The organism is Candidatus Soleaferrea massiliensis AP7, assembly GCF_000820765.1.
In the GTDB taxonomy this organism is placed as follows: Bacteria; Bacillota; Clostridia; order Oscillospirales; family Ruminococcaceae; genus Soleaferrea; species Soleaferrea massiliensis.
Genome location: NZ_CCYH01000043.1, coordinates 95,633 through 114,893 on the forward strand (window position 1 = coordinate 95,633; position 19,261 = coordinate 114,893).

General features: G+C 53.4%; 15 protein-coding genes and 2 riboswitches. Of the genes, 10 read left to right on the forward strand and 5 right to left on the reverse strand.

Annotated features, from left to right (window positions below; all coding sequences use genetic code 11):
- Positions 1 to 12 precede the first annotated feature (12 nt).
- The 10 genes from BN348_RS11290 to BN348_RS11335 all read left to right on the forward strand — a co-directional run bounded on the left by BN348_RS11290 (position 13) and on the right by BN348_RS11335 (position 14,049).
- Entirely contained in the window at positions 13 to 1,659 is a 1,647-nt protein-coding gene (locus BN348_RS11290; protein ID WP_040198113.1) for a DAK2 domain-containing protein, read from the forward strand.
- A gap of 301 nt (positions 1,660 to 1,960) precedes the next feature.
- A complete protein-coding gene (recG, locus tag BN348_RS11295) occupies positions 1,961 to 4,060 on the forward strand; it encodes an ATP-dependent DNA helicase RecG (protein ID WP_278247750.1) in 2,100 nt (699 codons plus the stop codon).
- Between the two features lie 321 nt (positions 4,061 to 4,381).
- Positions 4,382 to 4,515, forward strand: a riboswitch (FMN riboswitch).
- A gap of 135 nt (positions 4,516 to 4,650) precedes the next feature.
- The gene (locus BN348_RS11300; RefSeq protein WP_242844342.1) at positions 4,651 to 5,217 is read left to right on the forward strand and encodes an ECF transporter S component; all 567 of its coding nucleotides are present in this window, start codon (positions 4,651 to 4,653) and stop codon (positions 5,215 to 5,217) included.
- 141 nt (positions 5,218 to 5,358) lie between these two features.
- Positions 5,359 to 5,492: riboswitch (FMN riboswitch) on the forward strand.
- Between the two features lie 131 nt (positions 5,493 to 5,623).
- On the forward strand, positions 5,624 to 6,187 hold the full coding sequence (locus BN348_RS11305; RefSeq protein ID WP_242844343.1) for an ECF transporter S component: 564 nt from the start codon (positions 5,624 to 5,626) through the stop codon (positions 6,185 to 6,187).
- 685 nt (positions 6,188 to 6,872) lie between these two features.
- Positions 6,873 to 7,811 (forward strand): GDSL-type esterase/lipase family protein, encoded by a 939-nt coding sequence (locus BN348_RS13340; protein WP_052446900.1) that lies wholly within the window; start codon positions 6,873 to 6,875, stop codon positions 7,809 to 7,811.
- Positions 7,812 to 7,816: 5 nt separating this feature from the next.
- Positions 7,817 to 8,290: a DUF4358 domain-containing protein gene (locus BN348_RS11315; protein WP_040198115.1), complete on the forward strand. Its 474-nt coding sequence runs from the start codon at positions 7,817 to 7,819 to the stop codon at positions 8,288 to 8,290.
- A 162-nt stretch (positions 8,291 to 8,452) separates the two neighbouring features.
- On the forward strand, positions 8,453 to 9,874 hold the full coding sequence (locus BN348_RS11320) for an MBOAT family O-acyltransferase (RefSeq protein WP_040198117.1): 1,422 nt from the start codon (positions 8,453 to 8,455) through the stop codon (positions 9,872 to 9,874).
- 14 nt (positions 9,875 to 9,888) lie between these two features.
- On the forward strand, positions 9,889 to 11,031 hold the full coding sequence (locus BN348_RS11325; protein ID WP_040198119.1) for a DHHW family protein: 1,143 nt from the start codon (positions 9,889 to 9,891) through the stop codon (positions 11,029 to 11,031).
- 351 nt (positions 11,032 to 11,382) lie between these two features.
- A complete protein-coding gene (locus tag BN348_RS11330) occupies positions 11,383 to 13,002 on the forward strand; it encodes a potassium/proton antiporter (protein WP_040198120.1) in 1,620 nt (539 codons plus the stop codon).
- 321 nt (positions 13,003 to 13,323) lie between these two features.
- On the forward strand, positions 13,324 to 14,049 hold the full coding sequence (locus tag BN348_RS11335) for an HAD family hydrolase (protein ID WP_040198121.1): 726 nt from the start codon (positions 13,324 to 13,326) through the stop codon (positions 14,047 to 14,049).
- A 323-nt stretch (positions 14,050 to 14,372) separates the two neighbouring features.
- On the opposite strand, the gene BN348_RS11340 is transcribed toward BN348_RS11335, so the two are convergent.
- The 5 genes from BN348_RS11340 to BN348_RS14430 all read right to left on the reverse strand — a co-directional run bounded on the left by BN348_RS11340 (position 14,373) and on the right by BN348_RS14430 (position 18,876).
- Positions 14,373 to 15,908 carry a sodium:solute symporter family protein gene (locus BN348_RS11340; protein ID WP_040198122.1) on the reverse strand — a complete coding sequence of 512 codons (1,536 nt, stop codon included), beginning with the start codon at positions 15,906 to 15,908 and terminating at the stop codon, positions 14,373 to 14,375.
- 635 nt (positions 15,909 to 16,543) lie between these two features.
- Entirely contained in the window at positions 16,544 to 17,227 is a 684-nt protein-coding gene (locus BN348_RS11345; protein ID WP_040198123.1) for a hypothetical protein, read from the reverse strand.
- A 212-nt stretch (positions 17,228 to 17,439) separates the two neighbouring features.
- Positions 17,440 to 17,628, reverse strand: coding sequence for a hypothetical protein (locus tag BN348_RS11350; protein ID WP_040198124.1), 189 nt, complete (start codon positions 17,626 to 17,628; stop codon positions 17,440 to 17,442).
- Positions 17,629 to 18,017: 389 nt separating this feature from the next.
- Positions 18,018 to 18,485 carry an immunoglobulin-like domain-containing protein gene (locus BN348_RS11355; RefSeq protein ID WP_040198126.1) on the reverse strand — a complete coding sequence of 156 codons (468 nt, stop codon included), beginning with the start codon at positions 18,483 to 18,485 and terminating at the stop codon, positions 18,018 to 18,020.
- Positions 18,486 to 18,651: 166 nt separating this feature from the next.
- On the reverse strand, positions 18,652 to 18,876 hold the full coding sequence (locus BN348_RS14430) for a helix-turn-helix domain-containing protein (RefSeq protein ID WP_420885261.1): 225 nt from the start codon (positions 18,874 to 18,876) through the stop codon (positions 18,652 to 18,654).
- Positions 18,877 to 19,261: the final 385 nt, after the last annotated feature.

Consider the following 19,261-nt stretch of genomic DNA (forward strand, 5'->3'; position numbering starts at 1 on the left):
GGGGTAAATGAAGTGATAAACGGGACACTGTTTAGGGATAGTATTTTATCAGCGGGACACAATCTGATGAACAGGAAACAGCGGATTGACGAGCTGAATGTCTTTCCGGTGCCGGACGGCGATACCGGCACCAATATGTCGATGACGATGTCGGCCGGCCTGCGCGAACTGGAGATGATGGCGTCCGAAGGCGTCGAGACGATGTCCAAGGCGCTCGCATCCGCACTGCTGCGCGGCGCGCGCGGAAACTCCGGCGTCATCCTGTCGCTGCTCTTCCGCGGAATTGCGAAGGGCCTGCAGGACAAGGAGACCGCCAGCAACCAGGAGCTTGCCGAAGCGCTGGAAATGGGCGTCGAGGCAGCCTACAAGGCGGTTATGAAGCCGACCGAGGGCACGATTCTGACCGTGGCGCGCCTTTCGGCACAGAAAGCGAAGGAGATCGCCGGCGAGATCGAGGACCTGCCCGTTTTCTGGGAAGCGGTCTGCGGCGCCTGCAAGGAGGCGCTGGAGAACACGCCGAACCAGCTTGAAGCGCTCAGGAAGGCCGGCGTGGTCGACGCGGGCGGCATGGGGCTGTATGTGATCTTCACCGGCATGCTGCATTTCTTCCAGACCGGGGAAATCCTGCCGCTGAAGGAGGAGGAACGGGTCGTCACGCTCGACAACTTCAAAGACGCGGCGGCTGAATACGACGGGGAGATCACCTTCACCTACTGCACGGAGTTCATCGTCATGAAGGACGATCCGGCACCGCGGGCTGAGGATGCGAAGGCGTATCTGAGCACCATCGGCGACAGTCTGGTCGTGGTTGAGGACGACGACATCCTGAAGGTGCACGTACACACCGACAATCCGGGCAACGCACTGCAGAAGGGGCTTTCATACGGAAGCCTGACCAATATGAAGATTGAAAACATGCGCGAGCAGCATGCCAATAAAAAGAAGGCGGCAAAGAAGCGCGAAGGCGAGCAGTTCAGCTACAGGCCGGTCGATCCGTCGATCGAATATGGGTTTGTGGCGGTCAGCGCGGGCGCGGGGCTGCAGGCACTGTTCAAGGAGCTGGGCGTGGAGCACGTCGTCAGCGGCGGACAGACCATGAACCCGAGCACCGACGACATCCTGCGCGCGATCGAGGCGACGCCGGCGAAAAACGTCTTTGTGCTGCCGAACAATAAGAACATCATCATGGCCGCGGAGCAGGCGGCCGACATGACCGACCGCGGCGTCACGGTGCTGCAGACCAGGACGATCCCGCAGGGCATCTCGGCGCTGCTGGCGTTCGATCCGGAAGGCGCGCTGGAGGAGAACCGGCTGAACATGACCCGCGCGCTGGACGCGGTCAGCACCGGACAAATCACCTTTGCGGCGCGCGATTCGCAGTTTGACGGCCACAAGATCAGGGAAGGCGAAATTCTGGCGCTGGAAAACGGCAAGATCTCCTTCACCGAAAAGGATCTGGTCAAAGCGGCCTACAAGCTGACCAAGTCGATGCTCAAAAAGGAAAGCAGCTTTGTCACGGTATACTACGGCGAGGACATCACCAACGAACAGAAGGAGCAGGTCGAGAAGCTTTTGACCGACAAGCTCGGCGATGATTTGGACCTCAACTTTGTCGAGGGCGGACAGCCGGTTTACTACCTGATCATTTCGGTCGAATAGGACTGGCCGATGGGCTCTCACAGCGGCCCGACCGCTGCGGGGAACTGCGTTTGCGGGTGAAATCGGCGGACATCGGGACGGCGCGGACACACCGCGTTTTACCACTGATGCCGAATCGTCGAGTATTTAAAATGGAGAACAGGCGGCAGCAATGGTTTTACCGCCTTGCTTCGGGTGTTCTCCTATCACATATCCCGGCGGGAATAACCGGCCTGCCGGACTTGGCACAGGCAATCCGACAGCTAAGGCTGCCTTAAAGCACCCGTTTTAAGGCAGCTTTTCTATTGCATGATATGGATGCATAAATAGCAAACAGCAAGAAAACAGGGGCGAGAAAGGCGGGAAACGGCGGATGAACGACCTCAGACATACCGACATCCAATATTTAAAGGGCGTCGGCGAAAAACGCGCGCAGCTTTACCAGAAACTGCAGATTGCCACGGTTGACGATCTGCTGCGTTATTACCCGCGCAAATATCTCGATTTTACCGAGCCGACGCCGATTATGGCCGCCCCGCTTGAGCAAAATGCCGCCGTGCTTGCGTATTATCGGGGCGTATATGGCGAAAAAACGGTTCGGAAAGGCCTGACGATTTATGAATTGATGTTTTCAGACGGGTTTACGGATCTCAGGGTTCATATTTTCAACAGCAAATATACAGTCGATGCTCTGCAGTTTGACGAGGCTTACATCCTCTATGGGAAAATAACCGAACCGCATGGCCGGAAGAGACGCTATGAGATGGCTTCTCCGCTGATTGAAAAGGCCGACGCGGTCAAATCCCTGACGCCGGTCTACGCGCTCACCAAAGGGCTGACCAACAAGCTGATCGGCGCGAATGTCCAGCAGGCGCTCAAGGGCGTCGAAGAAACCATGGCCGACCCGCTGCCGGATGATCTGCGTCAGCGGCATCAGCTCAGCCATCTGCACTGGGCCATCGAGAACATCCATTTCCCGAAGGACCGCGAAGCGCTGCGGCTGGCGAAGCGCCGGCTGATCTTCGAGGAGCTGTTCACGCTGCAGCTGGCGCTGTCCCTGATTAAAAACAAAAACCGCCGCACGACCTCCTATCAGTTTGAGGAAAGGCCGCTCGACGGCTTCTATGACGCGCTGCCGTTTGAACCGACCGGCGCGCAGAGAAAGGCCGTGGAACAGATCACGGCGGATCTCTGTAAAGAGGTTCCGATGAACCGGCTGCTGCAGGGGGATGTCGGAAGCGGCAAGACGCTCGTGGCGGCCGCCGCGGCGTATTTCTGCTGCAAACAGGGCTGTCAGGCCGCGCTGATGGCGCCGACCGAAATTCTGGCCGAGCAGCACGCCGCGACAATGGAAGCGTTCCTGTCGCCGCATGGCCTGCGCATCGCGCCGCTGACCGGCTCGATGACCGCGAAGCAGAAACGGCAGGTGCGCGAGGGTCTGCAGATGGGCGAGGTCGACCTTGTGATCGGCACCCACGCGCTGCTGCAGAACGAAGTCGCGTTTGAAAACCTCGCGCTGATCATCACCGACGAGCAGCACCGGTTTGGCGTCGAGCAGCGTTCGGCGTTTTCCTCGAAGTCCAGAAACCCGCACACACTGGTCATGTCGGCCACGCCGATCCCGCGCACGCTGGCCTTCACGGTCTACGGCGATTTGGACATTTCGGTGCTCGATGAACTGCCGAAAAACCGCCAGCCGATCGACACCTTTTTGATCGATTCCGGCAAGCGCGCGCGTGCGCTCGGCTTTATCAAAAAGCATGTCGCCGAGGGCAGGCAGGCGTTCATCATCTGCCCGCTGATCGAGAATGAGGAGGAGAACCCGGACAGCCAGCTCAAATCGGTCATCGCGTATGCCGAGCAGCTTGGCAGAACCCACCTGAGCACGCTGCGCACACAGTTTCTGCACGGGAAGATGAAGGCGGCGGAGAAGGATGCGATCATGCGGGCATTTCAGAAGGGGGAGATCGATGTGCTGATCTCCACGACCGTCGTCGAGGTCGGCATCGATGTGCCGAATGCGACGGTCATGCTGATTGAGAATGCCGAACGCTTCGGATTGTCCCAGCTGCATCAGCTGCGCGGCAGGATCGGGCGCGGCGTGCACAAGTCGTTCTGCATCCTGCTGTCCGACGCGACCTCCGGTCAGACCAGGACGAGGCTGAAGGCGATGTGCAAAACCAGCGACGGCTTCCAGATCAGCGAATATGACCTCAAGCTGCGCGGCCCGGGCGATTTCTTCGGCCTGCGCCAGCATGGCCTGCCGAAGCTGCGCATTGCAGACATGCTCGCGGACGTGCGGGTGCTCGCCGAGGTGCAGGAGGAAACAGAGCGCCTGCTCGCGTCCGACCCCATGCTGCAGGCTCCCGCGCACCACGCGCTCAGGGAAGCCGTGGCGGAGCTGATGAGAAATACCGCATAAGCGGTCTTCAGGTCTTACGGACGCTGGAACGCAGAAGATGGGGCGGATGGTCTGTTTTTGACCGGATGCCGGAAATCCTCCGCATTCGGTGAGTTGAGAGGCGGAGCGCGGTATGAAATTTGATTGGCGCGCGGCATCGTCCATCCATGATGCTGCTGGCGGCCTGATTTTCAAAGGAAAGCGGACTCCCAGATAAAAAAACAGACGCCGTATGAAATCGGAGAGCGCCGGGCAGATACAGAATAACGCGTAAAATTTTTCCGGAAGGATTGACATTCCTTTGTCAGCGTACTATAATGAGGGCAGGACAATCGATATAAGCTGATGTTTCAGGGCGAGGTGGAATTCCTCACCGGCGGTAAAGAGCCGATATGGCTACGAGTCCGCGAGCCTTACGGGGCAGATTTGGTTTGATTCCAAAACCGACGGTACAGTCCGGATGAAAGAAACGGCAACCCGCTGTCAATGGCAGCGGTTATCATGCTTTCTTCGCCTCTGGTGCATAAGCGCCGGAGGCTTTTTTGTCGCTTTGAAATCCGAACCTTCAGATATATCCGGTCCGTAACTTGATCTTGAGGAGGGGGTTCACAGTGAGTGAACTGGCAAAGAAAAACACGACGCATGAAAAAATCAGAAAGATTGTCACATTGGCGCTGATGGTCGCCATGTCGATCATGCTGATCTATCTGATCCGCTTTCCGATCTTCCCGGCAGCGCCGTTTCTCGAGTACGATCCCGCGGATATCCCGATCTTCATCGCAACCTATCTTTACGGACCGATCAGCGGCCTTGCGGTGACCGCTGTCGCCTGCCTGATCCAGGGCTTTACGGTCAGTTCGTCCAGCGGTGTCATCGGCATTCTGATGCACTTCTTCGCGACCGGCAGCTTCGTGCTGGTTGCGGGCTTCCTGTTCCGGAAGCACAAAAGCAATAGGCGATTGGCACTCGCGTCGGTCAGCGGCGCGCTGACCATGGCGGCGACGATGGTGCTGTGGAATCTGGTCTTTACGCCGCTCTTCATGGGAACGCCGGTCGAGGCTGTCCTGCAGATGCTGGTGCCGGTCATCATCCCGTTTAACCTGATCAAAGCGGGCGCAAACGCCCTGATTGCGGCATTCGTCTACAAGGGCATCCGGAAATGGGTGGTCAGGGACTGAACGCACGGCGTATAACTGTGGACAATACAATTGGATGAAAGCGGGCGCAAACGCCCCGCCGCGGCATTCTCCCGAAAGAGCGTCTGGACATGGGCCGCCAAGGGGAATGTACAGCGTATGACCGTAACAATATGATATAAGCTGATGTTTCAGGGCGAGGTGGAATTCCTCACCGGCGGTAAAGAGCCGATATGGCTACGAGTCCGCGAGCCTTACGGGGCAGATTTGGTTTGATTCCAAAACCGACGGTACAGTCCGGATGAAAGAAACGGCAATCCGCTGTCGATGGCAGCGGTTATTGTCTCTTTGCCTCTGGTGCATAAGCGCCGGAGGCTTTTTTATCGCATTGCAATCCGGACCTTTCGAATATCCAAGCCGCAGCCTGCATTTGAGGAGGGAATACACAGTGAATGAACTGACAGAGAAAAACACGATGCACAACAGGATCAGAAAGATCGTCACGCTGGCCTTGATGGCCGCCATGTCGATCATGCTGCTTTACCTGATCCGTTTTCCGATCTTTCCGGCTGCTCCGTTTCTCGAGTATGATCCGGCGAATATCCCGATTTTTATAGCGACCTATCTTTACGGGCCGTTCAGCGGCCTTGCGGTGACCGCTGTCACCTGCCTGATCCAGGGCTTTACAGTCAGCTCGTCCAGCGGTGTCATTGGCATTCTGATGCATTTCTTCGCGACCGGCAGCTTCGTGCTGGTTGCGGGCTTCCTGTTCCGAAAGCACAAAAATGGCAGACGCCTGGTGTTCGCGTCGGTCAGCGGCGCGCTGGCCATCGTCGGCATGATGGTGCTGTGGAATCTGGTCTTTACACCGCTTTTTATGGGAACGCCGGTCGAAGCGGTCCTGCAGATGCTGGTGCCGGTCATCATCCCGTTCAACCTGATCAAAGCGGGCGTCAACGTATTGATCGCGGCGTTTGTCTATAAGGGTATCCGAAAATGGGCCGCCAAGTGATGCGTTTATCCGCAGAACGGCCGGTGAGGATTCCCCCATCGGATTGACATCTTCCGCGGTTCTGTCCCGATAGAGTCTCCCTCACTGGACAGAGCCGCAATTTGTGGTCAGCCTCCTTTCACCTGTGAAAAGGGGGCTGACTTTCGTGTGGTAAGGGCGGTTTTCAGCGAAAAAGAGAAGAAACGCGTCGGCTTTTAAGAGAGATGGAAATGAAAGGCTGCCGGAGTGCGTACAATGTGCAGCCAGCTTTATCCGGCTACCTGAAAAATGGGTGATCAGCACAGAAATTTTCATAAAAAAATTAGAAAAATTAGCGGACAACCTGTTGTAATATAAAATGGGTATGGTATAATAATCTACAGGAATTGTTGTCGTTACCATACATAAATCTTTCCAGACGTGATGGAAAGAAATGAATAAAAATTGACAAGGAAACGGCGGTTGAAAGTTATCAGGTTTAAAAACTGAAAACCGTCTCTTTTTTATCTTTATTGGAATATTTTTTGTTAGAGTTATACAGAAATAGAAGATTGTTTTTGTTTTAGATAGATAGAAAATTGATCGAAAACGGATGCTTTTGCAGATACTAATGAAGTGGCGCCTGCCGTTATCCGGATACGGATAACAAAACAGACGTTTTGCCTTGGGAACCAGATCTGGTTCGGCCGGGAAAGGTGTGGCTGGTATGAAATATAAAAAAACATATGAAAATATTTTCCATAAGAAACAATGGCGGAAGAGGCTGGTCTTTCCGCTGTCCGTATTGGGGATTCTCGCGGTTGTCCTGCTGTCGTCTGGCGTCCTGTTTTTGGTGCAGGGCTCGCAGGACGGCGGCAATTCGCCCCAGCAGAACCACATCGGGGACAAGGGCGGGACCTCGAGCGGGCAGATCACCCATGCCGGGAGCAGCAGCCAGGCGGAAAGCTCATCGGTGAGCTCCAAGCCGCCGGAGCCTTCAAAATCTCCCTCCGAGGCGCCTTCCAAAGCTCCGGAAAGCAAGCCTGACGGGGAGAAGGAGGGGCCGCATCCCAAGGCTGAGCCGGTGGATGACAGCTACTTTGACGATACGCTGTTTATCGGCAATTCCCGCACCGAAGGTCTCAAGCTCTATTCCGGGCTGACCAATGCCACCTTCTATTCCTCAACCGGACTCACCGTTGCCGGCGCGCTGGAAAAACCGGTGGTCGAAACCGACGCGGGCTGCATCACGATTCCCGAGGCGCTCAAGCAGCGGGCCTTCGGCGAGGTCTATCTGATGATGGGCATCAATGAGCTGGGCTGGTATTACAGCGACGTCTTTCTGGAGGACTATGCCGAGCTCATCGACGATATCAAAGCCGCACAGCCGGATGCGGTCATCTATCTGCAGTCGATCCTGCCGGTATCCAGGGAGAAGTCGGATTCGGACGAGGTTATCAATATGAAGAAGATCGGCGAATACAACGAGTTGATCAAGCAGCTTGCCAGGGATAAAGGGGTCGTTTACCTCAATGTCGGCGAATGCATGTCCGACGATGACGGCTATCTCATTGACGACGCCACGACCGACGGCATCCATCTGAACAAAGAATACTGCCTGAAATGGGTGGATTATTTAAAGACACATACGAAAAGGAAGGGTTAAGCCATATGAAACACACAAAATATCTGCTGAGCATTGTCATGACATTCTGCCTTCTGCTGGCCGGCTGCTCGCAGGGCGGCAGCGTCAAGGAGTTTGAACCGGATGCCCTGGCGAAGGAGATCACCTCGAAGCTGCAGTTTGAAGATCAGCTGGAAGCAATCGACGAAAACGTGATCTATACGCTTTACACGATCGACAAGGAACAGATCGACAAAGCGGTCGTCTACATGGGATCGGGCGCGACCTCGGAAGAGATCGCCGTGTTTAAGGCAAAAGATGCCGCTTACATGGATTCCATCAAGGAAGCGCTGCAGAAACGCGTCGCGAACAAGAAAAAGGATTTCGAGGACTACATGCCCGAGCAGATGCCGAAGCTGGACAAGCCGGTCATTGTGACCAAGGGCAATTATGCGGTGTTGTGTATCAGCGGCAATGACAGCGATGCGCAGAAACTCATCGACGACTATATGAAAGCGTAAACGCGGCAAGCCGTCTGTTGGATTTTTATTCGCGGGTCGTCAAAGCCCTATCCTTTGTTTCCCGCGATGACAAATGGATATGTGCATATGGGGCGGGTAATCTGATATTACCCGCCCTTCTACTGTGAAAAACAAAATATACACGTTGAGGAGGCTCGTTTCGTGGTATTCAGCAGCCTGTTGTTTTTATTTTATTTTCTTCCGGTGGTTCTGCTCCTCTACTTTATCGTGCCGAAAAAATGGCGCAATCTGGTACTGTTTGTCTCCAGCCTGTTCTTTTATGCCTGGGGAGAACCCATCTATGTCGTGATCATGCTGTTTTCGACCGTCGTAGACTATACGCACGGATGGATGGTGGACAATGCCCTGAAAAACGGGCACCGCCGCAAAGCCAAGGCAGCCGTCGTATCGTCGGTTGTGATCAATCTGGCAATCCTGGGCTTCTTCAAGTACGGGGATTTCCTGATTCAGAATGTCAATTCGGTCTTTGGCCTCGGCATCCCGCTGATGAATCTGACGCTGCCGATCGGCATCTCGTTCTACACCTTCCAGACGATGTCCTATTCGATCGACGTCTACCGGCGGGAGGCGAAGGTACAGAAAAACATCCTGGATTTCGGCACCTATGTCACGCTGTTCCCGCAGCTGATTGCCGGCCCGATTGTGCGGTACCAGACCGTAGCCGATGAGCTGGGCAGCCGTCGGGAGAGCTTTGACGAGTTCGGAAGCGGCGTCAAACGATTTGTGACCGGCCTTGGCAAAAAGGTGCTGCTCGCGAACACCATCGGACAGGTATTTACGCTGGTCTCCGCGCAGGATACCGCCGCCATGCCCGTTTTGACGGCATGGATCGGCATCTTGGCCTACACCTTCCAGATTTACTTTGACTTTTCAGGCTATTCGGATATGGCGATCGGACTCGGACGGATGTTCGGCTTCCATTTCCTCGAGAACTTCGACTATCCATACATGTCCAAAAGCATCACGGAATTCTGGCGGCGCTGGCACATCTCGCTGGGCACCTGGTTCCGCGAATACGTGTACATCCCGCTGGGCGGCAACCGGAAAGGGCCGTGGCGGCAGATCATCAACATCATGATCGTCTGGCTGCTGACCGGCTTCTGGCACGGGGCAAGCTGGAATTTTGCCCTCTGGGGCGTCTATTTCGGCATCCTGCTGATGTTTGAAAAGCTGTTTCTGCTCAAATTCCTCAAAAAGCTGCCGGGCATCGTCGGCCACATCTACACGATGTTCCTGGTCATATTGAGCTGGGCCATCTTTGCCTTTGACTCGCTGCCGCAGGGGCTTTCGTTCATCGGCGCGATGTTTGGGCTGCACGGCAGCAGCTTCATGGACAGCCAGTCGGTTTACCTGCTGTACACGAACCTGATTTTGTTTGCCATCCTGATTGTGGCCAGCACCAACTATCCGCAGAGATGGCTGCGGTGGTGCTCGGAGAAGTTTTCGAAGAGGCCGGCGCTTCCCGGCGCCATGCAGGGCGTGCTGCTGTGCGCGGTCTTCTTCGTCTGCATCGCCTTCCTGGTGGATGCGAGCTATAATCCCTTCCTGTACTTCAGATTTTAAGGGGGCGGACGGATATGAGACAGGCTAAACTATTATCGATTGGGTTCTGCGCGGTGCTGCTGCTCGGCTTCGTGCTGCAGCTTGCGCTGCCCAAGGTCCGGTTTTCGGAAAATGAGAACCGCTATCTGCAGACCTTTCCAACCTTGTCAGGCGATACGATCCTCGACGGAAGCTTTATGAGCGATGTCGAGAAATATACCACCGACCATTTCCCGGCCAGGGATTTCTTTGTCGGGTTCAAAACCTCCGTTGAACGCGCGGCCTTCAATATGGACAACACCCGTGTCTATTTCGGCAGGGACGGCTACCTCTTTGAGAAGACTGACCGGTTCGACATGGAGAACGTTTCACGCAACCTCGATGCGCTGCAGATCTTTTTAGAAAGACTGAGCCGGCAGAATCCGGACGTCCATGCAAGCGTGCTGATTGCGCCGACCGCGTCGGATATTTTAAAAGAGAAGCTGCCGTATGCCGCGCCGATTGCCAAGCGGCAGGACCTCGCGCCGCTGGTTGAGGAAAAGCTCGGAGATCTTGCGGTGATCAGCGATATCCGCCATACGATGGAAGAACACCGAAATGAGGAAATCTACTACCGTACCGACCATCACTGGACGACCTACGGCGCGTTTCTGGCATACACGCAGTTCGCGCAGGAAAACGGCCTGACGCCGCTTGGCAGGGATGCATTCAAGGTGGAACGGATGTCCGACGCGTTTCTGGGCACCACCTATTCCAAGGCGAATATCTTCAGCCCGCGGATGGACAGCATCGAACGTTACCTGCCCAAACAGGAGGTTTCCTGTACCGTAGACTATGAAGGTAAGACCGCGCTGAGCTTATATTTTCCAGAGTATCTGGAGAAGAAGGACAAGTATTCCTACTTCCTCGGCGGAAACCATCCGATCACCGATGTGAAGACCAGTGTGCAGAACGGCAGGACCCTGCTGATGATCAAGGATTCCTATGCGCACTGCTTCATCCCATTTCTGACCAATCACTATGAACGGATCATCGCGGTGGACCCGCGGTATTTTAAAGAAGACCTGATGACCAAAATCGAGCAGGAGAAGGTGACCGATCTGCTGGTGCTGTACAATGCGGCCACCTTTGCAGAGGACACCAATCTGCCCAAGCTCAATATTGGAACGCAGTCGTGATGAAAAGGCCCGTATATCGGCTCGAAGCCGATATACGGGCCTTTTTGACCGGTAAGGTTGGCCGCGGGAAATCTTTCAAATGGTGCAGAAACCGCAGCCTTCTTATGAATTTATACAAGTTCGGTCTGTCGATCCGGATAAAAAAACTTCTATTTTTTCACTTTTAATGTTATAATAATAACATAACCACATTTGGCGTTACAGGATTTCCATATGATTGGGATTGTTTCGCATGGACGGGCTCTTATGCGGAGAAGAACGCCGAGAGCCGGCAGCGGGTATGCAGTACCGGCATGTGCTGTTTTCCCTGAAGGGCGGATATTCCATAAAAAAGACAACGGAGGTGTTTTGATGGCCCTTACCATTCTTATTTTTTCCGTGACCATGATCATCTGCGTTGCCTGCAGCAAGCTTTCCACGAAAATTGGTGTTCCCTCACTGCTGTTGTTCATTGTGCTGGGCATGCTGTTTGGTTCGGATGGCATTGTGGGCATCCAGTTCGATGACTACCACTTTGCACAGAAATTCTGTTCGGTCGCCCTGATCTTCATCATGTTCTACGGCGGCTTCGGAACCAACTGGCGGATGGCCAAGCCGGTTGCGAAGCAGGCGATCCTGCTGTCAAGCGCCGGGGTCGTCATGACCGCCGCGCTGACCGGGCTGTTCTGTCATCTGGTGCTGCGCATGAGCCTGCTCGAAGGCCTGCTGGTCGGGTCGGTCATCGGATCCACCGACGCGGCTTCGGTCTTCTCCATCCTGCGTTCCAAAAAGCTCAACCTCAAGCATTCTCTGGCCTCTTTGCTGGGAATCGAGAGCGGCAGCAACGATCCAACCGCCTATATGCTGACGGTGATCTGCCTGTCGCTGATGTCTGCCGGAAAGGGTGACAACTACTTCTATATGATCTTCGCGCAGATCGGTTACGGCCTTGCCATCGGATTTGGCATCGCGTTTCTTGCGGTTATCCTGGTCAAGAAGATCAAGTTCGAGAGCAGTGGGCTCAGCACGATTCTGGTCGCGTCGATTGCGCTGGCCGCCTATGCGCTGCCGGAGATGATCGGCGGAAACGGCTATCTGAGCGTCTACATCACCGGTATTGTGCTGGGCAATCAGAAGTTTTCCTCCAAGATTGAATTGGTACATTTCTTCGACGGATTTACCTGGGTCATGCAGATCTTCCTGTTCTTCTCGATTGGACTGCTGGCAACCCCGTCGAAGATTCCAACCATCCTGCTGCCGTCGGTGCTCATCGCGCTGTTCCTGACCTTTGTGGCGCGCCCGGCGGCGGTGTATTCCATCCTGTCCTGCTTTCGGATGCCGTTCAAGCAGCAGACGCTGGTCGCCTGGTCCGGGCTGCGCGGGGCAGCTTCGATTGTATTTGCCATTTACGCGGTGGTCAGCGACGCGTATACCAAGAGCGACATCTTCCACATTGTATTCTGTGTGGCGCTGCTGTCGGTAGCCGTGCAGGGGACGCTCCTGCCGATTTTGGCCCGCAAGCTGGATCTGGTCGGATCGGGGGACACCGTTTTCAAAACCTTCAACGACTATCAGGACCACACGCAGGTACGGCTGTTTGATGTGCCAATCGAAGAGAACCATCCATGGGCCGGCTGCAAGCTGCGCGATATCCTGCTTCCGCCTGAATCGCTGGTGGTGGTCATCAAGCGCGGCGCAAAGAACATTGTGCCGAATGGGAGCACCAAGCTGCTCGCGCATGACGTCGTCGTGCTGAACGCGGCTGTCTATCAGGAGGACGCCGAGGAAACCATGTATGAGGAGACCATTCATGAAGGGCATCCGTGGATTGGGAAGAAGGTCTACCAGGCTAAATTGCCGCCCGACGCTTATATTGTGATGATCGACCGTGACGGGGAACGGATGATCCCGCAGCGCGATACCGTGATCAGGCAGGATGATCTGGTCGTCATGAACCTGATGGCGCCGGAGGCGGCCGCCAAGAAGAAATAGCGGCGGACTTCACAGATGTTTTCCGGAAAGACATGAAAACAAGGAGCTTACAAAGGGCCGTCGTCTTGACCATTTTGTCAAGACGACGGCTTTTTCAAGTTGTCAATAGACAAACTTTGACGATAAAGATATATCGACGAAATAACCGCTGGACCCCTCCACGCTGCGATTTCACGCTGTTGCCAAGTGACGCTTGGTGTTCTTTTTGGCGGTTTCTTGACTTCACCGCAATGAAACGCTATACTGGATAAGACAAATCCATAAAATATTGTGCACAGATCATAGACGGCAATGACATTGATACGGGAGGAATAACAGAGTATGATCAAAATCATCTTATTTGATTTGGACGGCACACTGCTGCCGATGGACCAGGATGCCTTTACAAAGGCATATTTTAAGCGTCTGGCGGCCAAGCTTGCGCCGCACGGATACGAACCACAGAAGCTGATCGACGCGGTATGGGCGGGAACCGCCGCCATGGTGAAGAACGACGGCGGATGCACCAACGAAGAGGTGTTCTGGAAGCGCTTTACTGAAATCATGGGCGCCGGTACTTTGCGGGACAAGCCAATTTTTGATGAGTATTACCGCGTGGAGTTTCAAAACGTAAAGGAAGCCTGCGGGTTTACTCCACAGGCAAAATCTGCTGTTAAGCAGTTAAGGGAAGCGGGATACCGCCTGGCACTGGCGACCAACCCGATTTTTCCGGCGGTTGCGACACAAAGCAGGATTCGATGGGCAGGACTGGAACCGGAGGACTTTGAACTGTATACCACCTATGAAAACACCTGCTATTGCAAGCCGAACCCTTCCTATTACAAGGATATCCTTACAAGACTGCGATGTGAAGCGGATGAATGCCTGATGGTGGGCAACGATGTCGAGGAGGATATGGTTGCCCAATCGGTGGGCATGCGCGTCTTTCTGCTCACCGATTGCCTGATTAACAAGCGGGACAAGGATATCTCCGCTTTCCCGCAAGGCGGCTTCTCTGATTTATGCCGCTATATGGAGCATGGACAGAACGGCGGAACAGGGAATTGAGACAAGCCGGGCTGAGAAATAGCCCGATGAGTGAACGCCATCGGCTGCGGCCATATCCGTTGATTGTGCGTGTAAAAATTGCACTGGCAGATTGTCAGATGTGCGGTATGTGAAAACATGGTTTCATGAAAAGTACCCGGGAAATGGCCGTACGGCTATTCCTCGGGTATAAAGCGTTTTTGAATGATTATAAAAAGGCCAGCCAGCATCCAATACATATCTTTTTAGAAAAAATGGCTCTGCGGAGATCTCCGCAGAGCCATTTTGTAATCCCAGCTGGGATTAGCCGCCAACGACACGCCGCTTTCGTCTGGCGGCGTTTGTTATACGGATGCAGGTGTTTTCTTCTGTTCATCCTCCAGCTTCTCTTCGCCGTTTTTGAAACAGATGAAGATGCCTTCGATGAAGCTTTTATCCAGTTTCCGGCTGATCAGGCTGACCAGAGGAACCACAACGAGTCCGGCGACCATTGCCAGCGCGCCGGCATTGATCGGGGATTCAATGAATTTGAAGAACATATTCGACACCGTGATGCCGATGCCGACGATGAAGCTCGCCCAGACCGAAGCTTTGGTGACCCATTTGCAGTACAGGCCGTATAAGAACGGGGCGAGGAATGCGCCGGCGAGAGCGCCCCAGGAGATGCCCATCAGCTGTGCGATGAAGGTCGGCGGATTGATGGCAAGCACGACCGAAATCACAATGAAGAAGACGATCAAAATGCGCATGATCAAAAGCTGACGGTTTTCCTTCATGTTTTTCATGACGGTGCCCTTTAGGAAGTCCAATGTCAGCGTGGAGCTGGAGGTCAGCACCAGAGACGAAAGCGTGGACATCGATGCGGAGAGCACCAGAACCACCACGATGCCGATCAGAATATCCGGCAGGGAGGAAAGCATATGCGGAATGATGCCGTCATAGACGATCTTGTCGCCGCTGTGGATGGCCGGGTTGTCAAACAGACGTCCGAAGCCGCCCAGAAAATAGCTGCCGCCCGCGATGATCAGTGCAAAGACGGTGGAGACGATCGTTCCGGTGCGGATCGCTTTGCCGCTTTTGATGGTGTAGAACTTGTGGATCATCTGCGGCAGGCCCCAGGTTCCCAGCGAGGTCAGCACCACGACGCCCAGCAGGTTCAGCGGGTCCGGCCCGAACAGCGAGGTGAACAGGCCGGTCTGTCCGGCGTTTGCCGCCGCATCGCTTGGGACTGCGGCAAGGCTCTGCAGCGCTTCTGTAAAGCCGCCCTGTCCGTTCAGAACCGCGATGATGACAACCACGATGCCGATGAGCATGATGATACCCTGAATGAAGTCGTTGATTGCCGTCGCCATATATCCGCCCAGGATGACATACAGACCTGTCAAAAGCGCCATGCCGATGACACAGTATTCATACGGGATGTTGAACGCCATGCCGAACAGGCGGGAAAGGCCGTTGTAAATGGACGCGGTGTATGGGACCAGGAAGACAAAGATGATCGCGGAAGCGGCGATCTTCATCTTCTGGGAGTTGAACCGTTTACCGAAGAAATCCGGCATGGTGGCCGAATCCAGATGATGGGTCATGACGCGGGTGCGCCGCGCCAGCACCAGCCACGCCAGCAGGCTGCCGAGCAGGGCGTTTCCAATGCCGATCCAGGTTGCGGAAAGTCCGTACTTCCAACCGAACTGACCTGCGTAGCCGACGAACACCACGGCGGAAAAGTAGGAGGTGCCATAGGCGAATGCCGTCAGCCAGGGACCGACCGAGCGTCCTCCCAGAACAAAATCGTTTACGTTTGTCGCATGCCGGCGGGAATACAGGCCGACAAACACCATAATCCCGAAGAATACGACCAGCAATATTATTTTTGATACCATTGTTATCTCTGCTCCTCCCCAAAATCTGTCGTAGCTTTTTGCATTTAAAGCTTTAACTCGTTGAATCAAATTATAACACAACCTCATGCATAAGTCAACAGAAAATTCACGGAATATTGACAGACATCAAAATGTTTTTCATATCTGCGGATATCACCGGTTCCAAAATCCACTCGGCTGACAGCAATGCCGTATCTGGTGTATTTAGATACATAAGCGGTGCCTGGTTAAGGCATCTATGATTGCTGCTGTTTTTCAGAATAATTGGAACAGCAGGTCTTCCGATGAAAAGAACCGTATACGCCATGCCTGCAAGGGTTTATATGGTTTAGGAACCACAGGCGCTGTCGGGAGGGACCGGTCTCACAAAGATATGGATAAAGAATGTGGACAAGAAAAAAGGCTCCCCGATAGAATGAAGTCAAGGTCTGGGAACCCCAACCCAAAGTATCGGGGAGATTTACATGACAGACAGAAATCGTTTCATACATACCAATACAGCCGAAGGTTTTGACAGTATCAGATAGAGGAGACAGCATACAGGCTTCGTGGAGGAAAACGCGTGCCGCAACCGCATGATCATGCAGGGATAAAGGGAACATCATCCCTGGAAAATGTGGACGATGCCGGTCTGTTTATCGGTGGGATGAATTGGTTCCATACCGCATCAGCGCGGCGATGCCGAGGATAAGAAGAACGATGCCGCCCAGCGCAAGCAGAACCACCTGAATCATATCCTGCGTCTCATATCTCTGCAGGACAAGATGTTTGGAGTTCTGCGGCAGGTTCGCCGGAATATATTTGCCGGTATCCGGGCTGTAAATACAGATATCTTCATCGGATGCACGATTCGGATTATCATACATATAGGCCGTCGAGCTGTCGGAATAGAAATCCATTTTACGGCCGCGGCTTCTTAAAAAGACCTCCAGAGCGGCCAAATCCGGGTCGTTCTGAGCATCAACCACTTCCAATGTATCCGTATCGTCGGTTGTGACCTCATAGGCGCCGTTTGCAAAGACATAACAGCCGTCGGAGCGGTCGACCGAAGCCGCAATACAGTCCCCGGGTTCAAAATGGTATTGCTCTGCGGCAACCTCAAGCGTATCAGGGACATCCAGCCGCTTGCTGCTCGCGGTGATCAGTTCAGACACAGCCACCTGATAACGCATATGTTCTGTTCCGGTAATCCTCCCTACAATGACATAGTCCTGGTCATCATGCATAAAGCTGTTTTGCAGGTCAGCCGCGCCGACCGTTCCGGTCAGACCCAGGCAGAGGATCATGATGAGCAGACAACCGTATATTTGATGCTTCATATGATTCACTTCCCATATATTGTCGTTTGATAAAGCCCGTGTTTTCCTTGGGAGAACGTTTACACGGCCGCTTTTCGAATAAAGAGCGCATCGGTTCGAGGGGAGAGATCAAAATACATTTCACAGACAACGGTTTTCGATGGAAACGAAGCCGTGCACATGGCACAGCATCCTTGCCATACGAAAACGATGCTGTGCCCAAAGCATTCGCTTTAGCTTTCGGCCATCTGGCGTCCGATGGGCGTATCACAACAAAAAGCGGATGTTTTCATATGGCTGCGGCAGTCCCGTTTCATATGGACAAAGGGCTGGTACATCCGGCTGTTCAACAGGAAGCCGCAGATGGCCAGCACGGCAAGCACCACCAGTATGCCGAGAATGGTAAGCAGTCTTCGCTTCATGCAGACACCTTCTTTTCATGTAATTTGAGAGAGTTTAACGATCCGGAGGGCTTATCGGGAAAGCGCGGATGGATTCTGAAATATAAATCCTTTTCGGATATAAAAATATGATATACTGCCTTTATCTTACCACAGGATGAGACGAATTACAAGTATTTCCTAATATGACACGATCTTTTTCGACAAAATATCCAATCTGTCACATCCGATTTGCACACTATTGCACAAGAGACGGTTTAAACTTGTTTGGATTTACAATGATAAAAAAGGACATCCCATCTGGAATGTCCTTTTCACAACATTTGAAGCATAAAACATACAGAGCGGCGTTTGCAGCGCTACAACCGGGCACAGCTGCTTTGCGTATCCCTGCAGATTGTGCATTCCGCTTACATCACCTGAAATTCGGCAAAAATATAGAAATCTTCGTGGAATCTTGATTGGTCTGACATCCGTTTGACGACCCGATAGGTACCGGAATCCAATAGGCCGTATTTTTCTTTGATAAAGGTGCAGTTTGCAATCTCGATTGTGGAATTGGGCCGAACGTTGTATGCAACGTCTAAGATCCCCTGTTCCTCCATGACCGGGACGGTGTACCAGATTCCGTTGATTCTTTGTTCTATGGTATAGTCCTGGCCGAATGAATAATCGGCTCCCGCATTGTTCCGGAAGACGAGCGTGACAGAGTCAACTGATAGCGCATCCTCTTCCTTGACATACATACTCACAGCGGCGCTGGATGGCGGCGCCTTGTGTTTGGAAGGCGTATAGCCCTCGGGAATGCTGCTTTGTGTACAGGCTGCAAGCAGAAGCAGGAGTATCCACAGGCTGGCAACAGCGAACCCTTTCTTCATTTGACGGCACCTTCTTTCAAGCATTGCTTCTGTACTTACAGTATATCACATAATAGTCATAAATCAACCATGATTCCACCATTATTTCTACGAAATTCGACAATATGAATGGCGAGTAAATAGCGCGTTACGCGGTTCGTACAGTGCGCCGATAAAGGCAAAAAGGCTACAGCTCATCCGGCATAAACAATTGTCTTGGTTCCAGATGAAAATGCTCCGACAGCCGGAATATGACGGTGACGCGCAATCGCGGCGGCATCATACCGGCTTCCAGCGTAGACAGCGATTTGACGCTGATACCCATTATCCGCGACATCTGTTTCTGGCTTAGCTGATGCTTGCTCCGCAGAGCTTTGACATGATAACAAAAGATTATAAACTCACCTGATATCTATGAATCCCTTCCCCAATTTAATACGGCACTGTTTTTCCATGTTAACGGAGCCATGCTTAAGGACTTTTAGACTACTGTATATGGCCAGTACAAGTTGGTAATACGACTATAACAGATTTTTGAAAGGAACTAAAAATACAAAAGTATTGCAGAAGTGGACTCCTACCAGACAGATGATTGTACCGGACAGAGGGAAGTTACCATAGCAGCTGAGGTATTGGGGTACCATGGGAACATCTTGTAACCGCGCAAGCGCCCGCTGCTAGGTGCGCCCAACCACCCAGCCAAAAGCAAAACGCCGCCCGCAGGCGGCCGAAATGGAAAGCGGGATATCTGAGGGCATTTTTAAGGGGGCCACCACCTGCGGTGGGGCGCTCGGCTG